The 13,425-nt window shown below is 72.5% G+C and carries 10 protein-coding genes; 7 read left to right on the forward strand and 3 right to left on the reverse strand.

The window, feature by feature from the left end; all coding sequences use genetic code 11:
* The first annotated feature begins 35 nt into the window (after nucleotides 1-35).
* On the forward strand, nucleotides 36-446 hold the full coding sequence (locus CcI156_RS02830) for a DUF3040 domain-containing protein (protein ID WP_076804271.1): 411 nt from the start codon (nucleotides 36-38) through the stop codon (nucleotides 444-446).
* Here the strand turns inward: CcI156_RS02830 and CcI156_RS02835 are convergent.
* The 3 genes from CcI156_RS02835 to CcI156_RS02845 are packed head-to-tail and all read right to left on the reverse strand — an operon-like array spanning nucleotide 394 to nucleotide 5,428.
* Nucleotides 394-2,961 carry a transglutaminaseTgpA domain-containing protein gene (locus CcI156_RS02835; RefSeq protein ID WP_254847242.1) on the reverse strand — a complete coding sequence of 856 codons (2,568 nt, stop codon included), beginning with the start codon at nucleotides 2,959-2,961 and terminating at the stop codon, nucleotides 394-396. The two genes, CcI156_RS02830 and CcI156_RS02835, sit on opposite strands and share 53 nt — an antisense overlap.
* Nucleotides 2,958-4,361 (reverse strand): DUF58 domain-containing protein, encoded by a 1,404-nt coding sequence (locus CcI156_RS02840; RefSeq protein WP_035730682.1) that lies wholly within the window; start codon nucleotides 4,359-4,361, stop codon nucleotides 2,958-2,960. Before CcI156_RS02840 ends, CcI156_RS02835 begins: the two co-directional genes overlap by 4 nt.
* A 38-nt stretch (nucleotides 4,362-4,399) precedes the next feature.
* Entirely contained in the window at nucleotides 4,400-5,428 is a 1,029-nt protein-coding gene (locus CcI156_RS02845; RefSeq protein ID WP_011435847.1) for a MoxR family ATPase, read from the reverse strand.
* A 460-nt stretch (nucleotides 5,429-5,888) separates the two neighbouring features.
* Between CcI156_RS02845 and mraZ the strand changes: the two genes are divergently transcribed.
* The 6 genes from mraZ (at nucleotide 5,889) to murF (ending at nucleotide 13,414) form a co-directional block, all read left to right on the forward strand.
* Nucleotides 5,889-6,320 (forward strand): division/cell wall cluster transcriptional repressor MraZ, encoded by a 432-nt coding sequence (gene mraZ / locus CcI156_RS02850; RefSeq protein WP_011435848.1) that lies wholly within the window; start codon nucleotides 5,889-5,891, stop codon nucleotides 6,318-6,320.
* Between the two features lie 223 nt (nucleotides 6,321-6,543).
* Entirely contained in the window at nucleotides 6,544-7,530 is a 987-nt protein-coding gene (gene rsmH, locus CcI156_RS02855) for a 16S rRNA (cytosine(1402)-N(4))-methyltransferase RsmH (protein ID WP_035730593.1), read from the forward strand.
* Nucleotides 7,527-8,297 carry a hypothetical protein gene (locus CcI156_RS02860; protein ID WP_023840961.1) on the forward strand — a complete coding sequence of 257 codons (771 nt, stop codon included), beginning with the start codon at nucleotides 7,527-7,529 and terminating at the stop codon, nucleotides 8,295-8,297. The genes rsmH and CcI156_RS02860 overlap by 4 nt, the downstream gene beginning before the upstream one ends.
* Before the next feature lie 86 nt (nucleotides 8,298-8,383).
* Nucleotides 8,384-10,306, forward strand: a complete 1,923-nt coding sequence (locus CcI156_RS02865; RefSeq protein ID WP_371681750.1) for a peptidoglycan D,D-transpeptidase FtsI family protein — start codon at nucleotides 8,384-8,386, stop codon at nucleotides 10,304-10,306.
* A gap of 73 nt (nucleotides 10,307-10,379) precedes the next feature.
* The gene (locus CcI156_RS02870) at nucleotides 10,380-12,014 is read left to right on the forward strand and encodes a UDP-N-acetylmuramoyl-L-alanyl-D-glutamate--2,6-diaminopimelate ligase (RefSeq protein ID WP_083718283.1); all 1,635 of its coding nucleotides are present in this window, start codon (nucleotides 10,380-10,382) and stop codon (nucleotides 12,012-12,014) included.
* Entirely contained in the window at nucleotides 12,011-13,414 is a 1,404-nt protein-coding gene (murF, locus tag CcI156_RS02875; RefSeq protein ID WP_011435853.1) for a UDP-N-acetylmuramoyl-tripeptide--D-alanyl-D-alanine ligase, read from the forward strand. The genes CcI156_RS02870 and murF overlap by 4 nt, the downstream gene beginning before the upstream one ends.
* The last annotated feature ends 11 nt before the right edge of the window (nucleotides 13,415-13,425 follow it).

The following is a 13,425-nucleotide window of genomic DNA, read 5'->3' on the forward strand; positions in this document are numbered from 1 at the left end:
GTCCGCCGGGCCTACAGGTCGTGGGABGAGCGTCGATGCCGCTCTCGGAGAACGAGCAGCGCCTGCTGGAGCAGATCGAGCGCGCTCTCGTACAGGACGATCCAAAGTTTGCCAGTACCGTGCGTTCGACGGACCCCCGTACCTATCTGCTGCGCCGGGTGCGCCGCAGCGCGGTCGTCTTCGTCCTCGGTCTGGCCGTCCTGGTCGTCGGTGTGGTACTCAACCGGGTACCGCTGACGGTGATCCTCGGCATCMTCGGTTTCCTCATGATGTTGTTCGCCGCGCTGCGCGGTGCGGCAGACCTGCGCCGGATCAGCGGCCGTGACACCGGTCACCGGCGGCCGGGCGGCGTGCAGGGGGGATCGAAGCCGAAGCCGCGGGCTAGGGCTCCGTTCATGGAACGGGTCGAGGAGCGGTGGCGGCGGCGCTGGGAGGACCGTCCCTGACCGCGTCCAGCCAGTCCTGATTGTCCTGATTGTCTTCGTTCTGAACCGTGGTGGGCGTGGCGGGTCCGTCGTCCTTACCGCCTCCCCGTCCCATCCTCGACCGTCCGCGCGCCGAGGCCGGCGCGGCGCGCCGGAGAACCGATGCCGGGGCGATCCGCGCCAACATCCGCCTGGCCCGCGGTGCCAGCGCCAACAGCGTGGTGGTGGCCAGGACGACATCTTCGCTGAGGKCTGCGACGGACGGCGGCGCGGCCATCTCCGGCGGCGCGTAGCGGGCCCGCTCCTCCGCGGAGGCCAGTCGGGCGAGTGCCGCGCGGGCCTGCGGGTAGGTCGTGGGGGGCTCGCTGCCCCCGGACTGCCACGCAGACGGTTCCGGGCCGGATCCCGGAGCCTGTGCGGTGGTCGGCTCGGCGTCCAGGTAGGCGGTCAGCCGGGCCACTCCGGCCCGCGGCGAGTCGTTCGGCCGGATCATGATTCCCAGGTCCGCGGCGACGTCCAGCAGTTCCGCCCAGGCGTCGTGGACCCGTTCCACCGTCGCCCCAGACGGATCTGGGGGATCGTCTTCGGCCGGGCGCAGCCGGACCCGCCTCCGCCGGATCCGGATGATCGCCGGAACGGCTAGCAGGCCCAGGACGGGCAGGGCAGCGCACAGCCAGACCACCCAGGAGGGAATTTCGGTGGAGGTCGATGCGTCGTCACCTGACCGCGCAGCGCCCATCGCGGTMGGATCGTCGCCGGGAGCCGGCGTGGAGGTATCCGGCACGGGCACCGGCTCGGGCACTGCCTGCGGTTCGGCCTGAGCCTGCTCTTCCGGCAGGGCGGCGTCGTTGTCGGGGTCCTCGGGCCCGGCGGGGGCGTAGGACGGCGCCGAGGTGGTTCCGTCGCTGCGGCGGGTCGGCTCGAAGCTGATCCAGCCGATCGACGGGAACCAGACCTCGGGCCAGGCGTGCGCCTGCCGGTTGGTGATGACGTAGCTGCCGTCGCTCTGCSGCTCCCCGGGGACGAAGCCGATCGCGACCCGGGCGGGTAGGCCCAGTATCCGCACCATGACCGTCATGGCCGAGGCGAACTGTTCGCAGTAGCCGCGGTGGGTGTCGAACAGGAACTGGCTGAGCGCGCCCTCCTGCGTGGTGGGGGCGCCCCGGAGGTCGTAGGTGAACTGCGGCCCCCGCAGGTATTCCTGGATCGCGTACACCTTTTCATAGGGGGTGCGCGCACCCGCGGTCACGGCCTTGGTGAGCTGACGCAGCTGGGGATCGAGATTGTCAGGGAGCGCGGTCGCGACGCCGAGCGAGTCCGGGATCGGCCCGGTCGCGGCCTGAAGCTGCGCGCTTGTGGGATTCGGCACCACCGCGTCCACCTGGTAGTGCGCGTTCGCCGTCGAGGTCCGGGTCGAGAAGATCGTGCCTGTCGGGCTCGCCAGCCRCCAGTCGCCGGTCAGCCCCTCGATCCGGATTGGGATGCCCGGAACCGGCAGATACAGCTCGTTGAACCGCCCGGTGACGGCCACCTCCGCACGCACCGACTGGGTAGCGCCGCCCGTCCGTGGTTTCGGTAATCCCTCGCTGACCCGGTCTTCCCGGGTGGCATTCAACGCCCGCAGGGTGAACAGTTGGCCGTCGAAGTTCTCCAGCGCCGTCAGTCGCAGATACTTCGGCTCGTCGGAGCGCAGCCGAAGCAGGGGCACCTCCGTGCTGGCGTGCAGCTGCTGGCTCACCGAGACGATCGGCTGCACGACGCTGGCCGAACTCGGACCGTCCCCGGCACCGGATCCACCCTTGCGCGACACCAGTCCCTCGCCGTCAAGGGACGGCAGGCCAAGCGGCACCACGATCGCGGCGACCAGCGCGGTGACGGCGACCCCGAGCGCGCCCACGGCGATGCGACCGCCGAACATCTCGACGCCAGCCCTCCRCTGGTCGGAGACGGTCCGGCCCCATCGCTCGTACGCCAACCGCCCGTCGAGCAGGAGCAGGGCGATGAAGCTCACCGCGCCGAGCAGGAAGGGCACCACGCCGACCCCCCCGGGCAGAATCGCCGCCGACACCGCATACAGCGCCAGCAGCGGAAGGCCGCCGAGCGTCGGGTGGTCGAACTTCACCACGATCAGATCGACGATCATCACCAGGAGGTAGACGCCGATCACCGTGAGGACCACCAGGCCCGGCCGGGCGGGCACCGGCGCGGCCAGCCGTGAGATGTCGGAGCCGCCGGCGGAGATGAGCGTGTGCAGCGTCTCGACCGTGGTGGCGGTCGGCAGGAAGCCCAGCAACGCCGTCGACCGCGCGGACAGCACGGTGACGGTGCCGATGAGGCCGACCAGACTGAGCAGGATCTCGGCCGCCGCCGGCAGCCGGAGCAGGCGGCTCGCCACCCCCGTCCCGACGGCCACGGTCGTGGCAACGAGCACCGGCCCGAACCACCAGAGGACACCCTCGAACAGACGGGTCAGCGCGCTGGTGGACAGCAGACAGGCGACGGTGGCGATCACTGTGGGCACCGGGCGGGCGTTCACGGCACCGACCGTCCGCCGGTGTGGAGATCGCCGGTGTGCCCCGTCGCCCCGGTGAGTCCCGTCGCCCCGGTGAGTCCCACGGTCCTGGTGAGTCCCGCGGCCCCGGGACGTCCGGAGACTCCGGCGGCACCCGGGGCACCGACGCCGCCCGGGCCCCGGGCCCGGGCGGCGACCCGCGGCCACATCGCCGCGAGGCTGGTGCCCGCCGCCGCGCCGAGGACCGCCCAGCCGGCGCGGGTGAGCACCGCGTGCGTCGTTTCGAGGTCGGCGGCGATCTTCGGGGCCGCCGCGGCGGTGCTCCAGCTGGCCACGTTGACGAGCACCGCGATCGCCGGGGCGCTGCGGGGCCGCAGCCCGGCCAGCGCGGTGGCGGTGGGCGCATCGGTGTGGCCGAGGACGGCGACGAACATGCCGCCGCGATCGACTCGCCCGCGGCCGGCCGCGAGCGCTGGGTACAGGGACTCGGTGGGGGCGGGCGTCAGCGTCGAAAGCTCGTCAAGGAGCCCGCCGACGGTACCCTCCGCGGCGATGGCCGCCAGCCCCTGATCGGTCAGCAGCCGGACCCGGTACCCGCCCCGGACGAGGTGGACGCCGATCGCCCCGACCGCGCTCACCGCCCACTCGAACGACGCTGACGGGCCCCCGTCAGGCCACGCCCGGGCCCGAGTGTCGATCAGGATGGTCGCCCCGCCCGTCCGCGGGTGCTCCTCGCGCCGGACCATCAGCTCGCCGCGGCGGGCGGTCGTCTTCCAGTGCACCTTGCGCAGGTCGTCGCCGGACCGGTACGGACGGGTCGTCGTCTCGTCCTCACCCACGAGCCCGGTCGCGCGGCGCAGCTCGGTGCTGACGCGCGCGGCACCGGTCGGGCGGGCCGGCGGCAGCCGCTCGATCGGGGGGGCCACGACCAGTTCGTCCAGGCTGCGGAAACTGCGCGACAGTTCGCACAGCCCGAACGGGTCACCGAGGCGGATCGCCATCGGTCCGATCTGGTAGCGGCCGCGCATCCCCGCGTGGAGGACATAGGACAGGTCCCGGCTGCCACCGGGCTCGATCCGGTCGAGTACGAACCGGGCCCCGCCGCCCAGCCCGTCCGCGGCAGCGTCCTCCAGCAGGAGCACCGACGACGGCGACCGGCTGACGTTCTCCAGCCTGATCTGGACCGAGACCCGGTCCCCGGCGGTCACCCGGCTCGGTTCGAGCCGGCGGGTGCAGGCGAGCCGGTAGCGGGTCCGGCAGACGAAGGCCGCCGCGAGCACGGGGAGGAGCATGACGAGCAGGCCGATCCGCAGCAGGTCCTGCTCGCCGAGCACGGCCGCGGACGCCGCGCAGGCGATGCCGGCGGCGACGAACGACCGGCCGCGGATCGTCAGGCCACGCAGCGCCGCGACAAAGTCACGCACCCGGAGGTTCCGCACCCGGAGGTTCCGCACACGGAGCTCTAACGGCCGTGCCGGGTCGGGCGTGCCGTACCGGGGCGAAGGATCGGAATCCGGCGCAGGACGTCGGTCAGGATGCGGGCGGCGACCTCGATCGTCGGCTCCCCGGAGAGCATGATCTCGGGGTGCAGCAGTAGGCGGTGCGCCATGACCGGGACAGCCATCTCCTGAACGTCGTCGGGGAGGACGAAACCGCGCTGGTCCAGGGCCGCGCGGGCCCGGGCAGCACGGATGAGATGCAGCGCCGCCCGGGGGGACGCGCCGAGCGCGATCTCGGGATGCGTGCGGGTCCCGCCGACCAGGTCGACGATGTAGTGGCGCACCTCGGGCGAGACGTGCACCGTGCGGACGAGTGCGATCAGCTTGGCGATCTCGGCGGCGTCGGTGACCGGGGTGATGCCGGCCAGCGGGTTGGCGTTGCCGTGGCTGTCGAGCATCTCCAGCTCGGCCGCGGGGGAGGGGTAGCCCATCGAGATCCGGGCGGTGAAACGGTCGCGCTGGGCCTCCGGCAACGCCCGGGTGCCCTCCATCTCCACCGGGTTCTGGGTCGCGATCACCATGAAGGGTGACTCGAGCCGGTAGGTGACGCCGTCGACCGTGACCTGGTGTTCTTCCATGCATTCGAGGAGCGCCGACTGCGCCTTCGGCTCGGCGCGGTTGATCTCGTCGCCGACGACGATGTTGGCGAACACCGGGCCGGGACGGAACTCGAAGTCACGGGTGCCCTGGTTGTAGATGCTGACTCCGGTGACGTCGCCGGGGAGCAGGTCCGGAGTGAACTGGATGCGGCGCACCCGGGCATCGATGGACCGTGCGAGGGCCTTGGCGAGCATGGTCTTGCCGACCCCGGGGACGTCCTCGATCAGCAGATGACCCTCGGACAGCAGCACGACCAGGGCCGTCGTGATCGCCTCGGACTTGCCGTCGATGACCGTCTCGACGCTGGTCCGCACTCGATTGGTGACGTCGGCGAGATGGCCGATGTCGGTCACCGGGTCACGCCAGTGCAGAAGACCAGGGTCGGTCACCACGAGGTTGGCCCCCCTCCGGGTGTCGAGTGTCGGGATGCGTCGCGCGTCGGGATGCGCGGACCCGGCCCCGGTGGGACCTGTCCCCCCCCGAGTGTGACATCCACCGCGGGCGCGCAGGCCGTGGTGGTCGAGGAAACATGCCTCGAAGCGGAACCCGACAGGAGATTGAGGGGTAGGTGTCCGTAGCTGACCGGCCTCGCCGGGACGGCGAGTGAGACCAAATGTTCCTTCGCCCACCAGAGTCATTTGTACTGATTTTTTGCGATTTATACCACCTTCTTCTTAGGTATCGCGGGCGACCCCCGATAGAGGGGGTTCGGTGGGGTGGTGCGGGGTGTTGAGGGGGTGTCGGGTGGGGGGGAGTGGGGTAGAGTGGCGCGCAGTGGGGGACAGCAGCTTACGGGTGGCCGTCGCGGGGTGACCTGTCGCTGTCTTCCTCGCAGTGGCGAGGAGGTTGCCGGTGTTTCTCGGCAGCCACGCGCCGCGGCTCGACGACAAAGGGCGACTGACGCTGCCCGCGAAATTCCGCGACGAGTTGGAGGGGGGGCTTGTGATCACCAAGGGGCAGGAACGCTGCCTGTACGTCTTTCCGATGGCGGAGTTCACTCGGATCAGCGAGTCCCTCCGTACCGTTCCGGTTACCGCAAAGGCGTTGCGTGACTACAGTCGGGTGTTCTTCTCCTCGGCCGCGGACGACGTGCCGGACCGGCAGGGGCGGATCACGGTTCCGGCTCCGCTGCGGTCCTACGCGGGCTTGATGCGCGACTGCGTGGTCAATGGGGCCAACACCCGGATTGAGATCTGGGATGCCCAGCGGTGGCAGGCCTACCTGGAAAGCCAGGAGGAGAGCTTCGCCGAGCTGTCCGAGGAGGTCCTGCCCGGAGTGATCTGAGCTGCCTTGGGTTCATGGATCCGGGTGCTCCGCGGGCTCGCCACGCGCACCGTCCCCTCCGGCTGTCCCTTCCCCGGCGGCCGGCATCCGGGACGTACGCGAGGGCGGTCGGCCCCGGTCACCCGACCCGGGCCCGCCGCCCRGTGGCTTCCGCCGACGAAGCCCCCATGCCCGTCAGCACATCTGAAGACGAGGTCCACGAGCGGTCGAGGGAGGCTCAGCACTGAACGCCACACATACGCCTGTGYTGACCGACCGTGTACTGACTTTGTTGGCTCCCGCCCTGCGGGCATCCGGAGCGATCGTGGTGGACGCGACGGTGGGTCTCGGTGGGCATGCCGCGGCTGTGCTCACGGCCTTCCCGCACGTACGGCTGGTGGGGCTCGACCGCGACCCCGAYGCCCTGGAGCGCAGCGGTGAGCGGCTGCACGGGCTCGCCCCCGGCCGGGTGGAGCTCGTCCACGCCGTCTACGACGAGGTGGCCGAGATCCTGGACCGGCTCGGTCATCCGGTGGTGCAGGGCATCCTGTTCGACCTCGGCGTGTCGTCGTTGCAGCTGGACACGGACGACCGTGGGTTCGCCTACTCCCGGGACGCGCCRCTGGACATGCGGATGGACCAGACACGGGGCAGGACGGCCGCCGACGTCCTCAACACCTACGATGCCGACGCGCTGACCCGCATCCTGCGGGAATACGGCGAGGAGCGCTTCGCCCGCCGCATCGCCGGTGCGATCGTCCAGGCCAGGGCCGTCACCCCGTTCGCCACCTCGGCGCGGCTCGCCGACCTGGTACGCGACGCCATCCCGGCGCCGGCCCGGCGGACCGGCGGCAATCCGGCAAAACGCACTTTCCAGGCGTTACGTATCGAGGTCAACGCCGAACTCGACGTGCTCGCCCGGGCGTTGCCCGCGGCCTTCGACGCGCTGGCCGTGTCCGGCCGGCTCGTCGTCCTGTCGTACCACTCGCTTGAGGACCGGCTGGTCAAGCGGCAACTGCGCGGCTACGCGGAGGCCTCGGTCCCGCCGGACCTRCCGGTGGTGCCCGAGGGCGCGGGCCCCAGGTTGCGCTGGTTGACCCGAGGTGCGGAACCGGCGAGCGAGACCGAGAAGGCCGAGAACCCGCGGGCGGCCTCCGTCCGCCTGCGTGCCGTCGAACGTACCGCGCCGAACCCGGACCACACCCGGAAACCGACCGGAGGTGCATCGTGACCGCTCCCGCGCAGCCGCTCGCCCGCGCCGGGCGTTCCGGTTCCGCCTCCGCCCGGACCGGCTCCGCCCGGACCGGCTCCGGGCAAGGGGGCCCTGGGCGGATGACAAGCGCCCCGACCCCCTCGACGGGGCGGCCCGCGGCCCGCTCGGCCGCCGCGACCGCTCCGGCCATCGGCCCGCAGCCGCGCCGGGCGTCGAGCCGGGCGCGGCTCGCGGTGGTCCGGCCTGCGCCGGACGGGGGCCGCAAGGGTCCCTTCGTCGTGTTGCTGCTGGTCCTGCTGGGCGCTGGTCTGCTCTGCCTGCTGCTGCTGAACCTGGCGTTGATGGAGAACTCGTTCCAGGCCAACACTCTGCGCAATCGGGCGTCCGCCCTGGCCGACGAGGAACAGGCGCTGTCGGTGCATGCCGACCAGCTCTCCGATCCGGCGTCGCTGGCCGCGCAGGCCTCCCGCTACGGCATGATCCCCGGCGGGATACCGGAATACCTTCCGCCGGGCGCTCCGCTGCCCGTTGGTTCCCGGACCCTGGCCCGGGAACCGGGCAGCGGATCCGTCATCATCGTCGTGCCCGCATCGCCCGGCCCGAGCCCGGCCGGCGGTCCCGGGAAGACCGGCGGTCCCGGGAAGAACGGTCAGCCAGCGGCCGGCGCGACGGCGGGTGGTGCCGGCGGAACCGCTCACGCCCACCTTCCCGCCACCGGGGCGAACGCTGCCGCGGCCGGTGGTGCCGCGATCGGGGCGGCGGGAAAGGCCGGAGCCGGGCAGTGAGCTCGACGCCCCCGGGCTCCCCTCAGCGCGGCCGCGGACGGCTACGCCTTGTTCCTCCACCGCCACCTTCAGTGTATGGCGGTCGGTTGCGGAGGGATGTCGACGACCCGGGTCGGGCGGTCGGCGACGGGCCCGGTGCGGACGAGTACGGCGACGAGGAGCACGACGGCCGGTATCCGGGCGGCCGGTATGTGGGCCGGCCAGGCTCGGTGCCCTGGCGTCCCGGTCGGGTCAGCCGGCCGCGGCACCCCCCGGCTCGTCGCGCCTACCGGCTGGGCAGCCCGCGTCGGCGGCTGCGGGTGTCCATCGTGCTCATGTGCGCGGTCCTCAGTGTCCTCGGGCTGCGCCTGACCCAGCTGCAGGGTTTCTCCGCCTCCACCTACGCGGCCCAGGCCGAGGCCCAGCGGCTGCGGACCATCGTGCTGCCCGCGGCGCGTGGCGCCATCACCGACCGGGCGGGCCACACGCTCGCGCAGTATGTCGAGCTGCGGGCCGTCTACGCGAACCCGACGAACGTCAGGGACATCGCGGGGACGGCCGCGAAGCTCGCGCCGGTCCTCGACGACAGCACCGAGGCGTTGCGCAGACGGCTTACCACCGACCCGGCCGAGCACATCAAGTTCGTCTACCTCGCCCGCGGGCTCACTCCGGACGTGGCGGAGAAGGTCAGCGCCCTGGGGCTGCGCGGTATCGGCATCACCGAGGAACGCGGACGCACCTACCCGTCCCGGGAACTGGCCGCGAACGTCATCGGGTTCATGYGGCACGGCGATGGTGACATCCTCGAGGGCGGCGGCGGGMTGGAGCTGGCGTATGACGAGGTGCTGCGCGGTACCRACGGCCTTCGCCGACTGGAGGCGAACCCGGCGGGCATCGAGATCCCCTCGGGCCAGAGCCGCGAGAAGGACCCGATCCCGGGTTCTTCGCTGCGCCTGACCCTCGAGCGGGACATCCAGTGGAACGCCCAGAACGCGATCGCCGACGCGGTCCGTACCTCCGAGGCCGACGGCGGCACGGCCGTCGTGATGGACCCCCGCACCGGGGACATCCTCGCGATGGCCGACGCGCCGCAGTTCGACCCGAACAACATCACCGCCCGGGACACCCCGGCGCTGGGCAATCGGTCCACGCGGGACGCCTACGAGCCCGGCAGCGTCAACAAAGTGATCACGATGGCCGCGGCGCTGGACCGCGGTCTGATCACCTCCGAGACCCCGATGACCATCCCGCCGTTCATCACCCGGGGTGGGGTACGCATCGAGGACTCCGAGCCGCACGGCGTCGAACATCTCACCGCCGCCGGCGTCCTGGCCCGCTCCAGCAACATCGGCACCGTGGAGATCTCCGAGCGGGTCGGGCGGATCGGGCTGGAGCAGGCGCTGCGCTCGTTCGGGCTCGGTGCCCGCACGGGTCTGAACTTCCCCGGCGAGGGCGCCGGCCTGCTGCCGGCAGCCCGGGACTGGTCGGGCAGCCAGGCCGCCACCATTTCCTACGGGCAGGGCATGTCGGCGACGGCGCTCCAGATGGCCTCGGTGTACGCGACTATCGCGAACGGCGGTGTTCGCGTGACCCCGCGGCTTGTCGACGCCATCACCGGTCCGGACGGCGTCGTCAAGGTGACTCCCCAACCGCCTGGTCAGCGCGTCGTCAGCGCGCAGACCGCGGCCACGCTCACCCGGATGCTCGAGGCGGTGGCGACGAACGAGGGCACGGCGCCGCTTGCCGAGGTTCCCGGTTACCGGGTGGCCGGCAAGACGGGCACCGCCAAACGGCCCGACCCGGTGCACGGCGGTTACCAGGGCTACGTTCCCTCGTTCATCGGGTTCGCCCCGGCGGATGATCCGCGGGTGGTGGTGGAGATCGTCCTGGACAACCCGAAGAAGGGTTACTTCGGCGGTCAGGTCGCCGCGCCCGTGTTCCAACGTGTCATGTCCTTCGCGTTGACCACCCTCGGCGTGCCACAGCCGATCACCAGGCCCGCACCGCTCCTGCTCGACCTGGACAGATGATCGCGATCCGCGCCGGGACGTGGTGGGCGGGGAAGGTCGGCTGGACCACCGCCGTGCCCGGGCGCCCGTGGGGATGGCCGTGCCCGCCCCCACTAAGGTCGTGACCGTGACCTCTCCGGCACCTCGACCGGCTGCCCCGCCCGCGTGCAGCCTCGCCGATCTGCGCGCGGTGCTCGCGGCCGTGGCGCCCGTCCCGGAGCCGGCGGCGTTCGCGGGTGCGGGACATTCGCCGTCGGACACACATGCGGACACACATGCGGACACGGACACGGACGTGATCGTGCATGGCGTCACCCACGACTCGCATGCGGTCCRGCCGGGCGACCTCCACGCGGCACTGCCCGGTGCCCACACGCACGGTGCGGCCTTCGCGGCCGCCGCGGTGGCCGGCGGCGCCGTCGCCGTGCTCACCGACGCCGAGGGCGCCCGCCGGATCGCGGCCATGCCGCCCGGCCCCCCCGGGGAAGTCCCGGTGCTTGTCAGCGACGATCCACGGCGCGACCTCGCCCCGGTGGCGGCGAGGATCTACGGTGATCCCTCTGCGGCGCTGCGCCTGCTCGGCGTCACCGGCACCAACGGGAAGACGACCACGGCCTTCCTGCTCGACGCCGGGCTGCGCGCCGCCGGCCACACCACGGGCCTGATCGGCACGATCGAGACCCGGATCGCCGACGAACGGCTGGCCTCCGCCCGCACCACCCCGGAGGCGAGCGACCTGCAGGCCCTGCTCGCCACGATGGTCRAGCGTGGCGTGGGGGCCGCCACGATGGAGGTGTCCAGCCACGCGCTGGCCCTGCACCGGGCCGACGCCCTGCACTTCGCCGGGGCCGTGTTCACCAACCTCAGCCAGGACCATCTGGACTTCCACTCCTCCATGGAGGACTACTTCGCGGCGAAGGCGTCCCTGTTCGACCCGGCCCGGACCGCCGTCGCGGTGATCGGCGTGGCGGACCGGTGGGGCCGCCGGCTCGCCGAACGGCATCCCGGCGCGATCACGTTCGCCGTCGAGGGGCCGGCCGACTGGACGGCCCGGGACGTCTCCTACGGGCCGACCGGCACACTGCTGCGCGCCGAGGGTCCGGACGGGCTGCGGGTGGATCTGTCCGTGCCGCTGCCCGGCGCCTTTAACGTCGCCAACACGCTCGGCGCGCTGGCGCTGCTCGTCGCCATCGGGGTCCCCCCGGCCACGGCGGCGGCGGGGATCGGCTCCCTGCCCGGGGTGCCCGGCCGGATGGAGCGGGTCGACGCCGGCCAGCCGTTCCTGGCCCTGGTCGACTTCGCGCACACCCCGGACGCGGTCACGACGCTGCTCGAGACGGTTCGCCCGCTGGTGAAGGGCAGGGTCATCGTCGTGCTCGGCTGCGGTGGCGACCGCGACCGCGGCAAGCGCCCGCTGATGGGGGCCGCCGCGGCGACACTCGCCGACGTCGCGATCCTCACGAACGACAATCCGCGCTCGGAGGATCCGGCGGAGATCCTCGCCCAGATGCTCGCCGGGGTCACGGCGCTGTCGGCCTCGGCCACGGTCTTGGTCGAACCGGACCGCGCCGCGGCCATCGCGGCCGCCGTGGCCGAGGCCGGACCTCAGGACGCCGTCGTTGTCGCCGGCAAGGGTCATGAGTCGGGCCAGGAACAGGCGGGGGTGGTGACCCCCTTCGACGATCGGGTCGCCCTGCGCGCCGCGCTCTCCTCGGTGGAGAGGAGATGATCCCGCTGACCCTGGCCGAGGTCGCGTCGGCGACCGGCGGCCGGCTCGACGCGGTGCCCGACCCGGGCGTCACGGTGCGTTCGGTCGTCGTCGACTCCCGCGAGGTCCGCGACGGCGCCTTGTTCGTCGCCCTGGCTGGCAGCCGGGTCGACGGGCACGACTTCGCCGCCGCCGCCGTCGCCGCCGGCGCGTCCGCCGTGCTCGCCGCCCGGTCGGTGGGCGAGCCGGCCGTCATCGTTCCCGATCCGCCTTCGGCGCTCGCCGCGCTCGCCGCGTACGTCCGTGATCTGGCCGCCGCCACCGTGGTCGCCGTGACCGGGTCGGCGGGCAAGACGACGACCAAGGACCTGCTCGCCGACGTGCTGGGCGGGCTCGCCCCGACGGTGGCCGCGCCCGGCTCCTTCAACAACGAGATCGGACTGCCGCTGACGCTGCTGCGCACCGAGCCGGACACGGCGTTCGTCGTCCTGGAGATGGGTGCCCGCGGTCCGGGGCACATCGCCACCCTCTGCGCGGTAGCCCGCCCGGCTGTGGGGGTGGTCCTCAACGTCGGCAGTGCCCACCTGGGCGAGTACGCCGACGGCCGGCTGGGGATCGCCGCGGCTAAGGGCGAGCTTGCCGAGGCCGCGAGCGAGGCCGTCGTGCTCAACGCCGATGACCCGCTGGTCGCGGCGATGGCGGTTCGGACGACGGCCGAAGTGATCACTTTCGGGGAGGGTGGACGGGCCGACGTGCGGGCCGGTGCCGTCGATGTCGACCGGCTGGGCCGCGCCTCGTTCGACCTGCTGGCGCACGGCGAGCACCATCGGGTGACCCTCGGGCTCGTCGGCGCGCACCAGGTGCCGAACGCGTTGGCCGCGGCGGCCGTCGCGATCCGGCTGGGGCTGTCCCCGGACCGGGTCGCCGCGGCGCTGTCCGCCGCCCGCCCGCGCAGCCGGTGGCGGATGGAGGTGACCTCCACCGCGGCCGGGGTGGTGGTCGTCAACGACGCCTACAACGCGAACCCGGAGTCGATGCGGGCGGCGCTGAAGGCGTTGGTGGACATGCGGGGGAAGGGCCGGGCGTTCGCGGTGCTCGGTCCGATGGGGGAACTCGGTGACGCCGCCGCCGCCGAGCACGACGTGCTCGGCCGGTTCGCGGTCCGCCTCGGGGTCGATCGACTGATCGCGGTGGGTCCGGCGGCCCGCCATATCCACCTGGGCGCCTCGCTGGAAGGCTCCTGGGACGGGGAGTCGGTGGAGGTGACCGACGCCGAGGAGGCGGTGGCCCTGGTGGCCGCGCAGGCCGGACCGGACGACGTGGTACTGGTCAAGGCCAGCCGGTCCTTCGGTCTGGAGCGCGTCGCCGAGGCGTTGGTGACCAGATTCGGCGTCCTCGGCGCCGGGATCGAGGGGACATGACGGCGGACGGC

It is taken from the genome of Frankia sp. CcI156 (genome assembly GCF_001983015.1).
GTDB classification, from domain to species: domain Bacteria; phylum Actinomycetota; class Actinomycetes; order Frankiales; family Frankiaceae; genus Frankia; species Frankia casuarinae.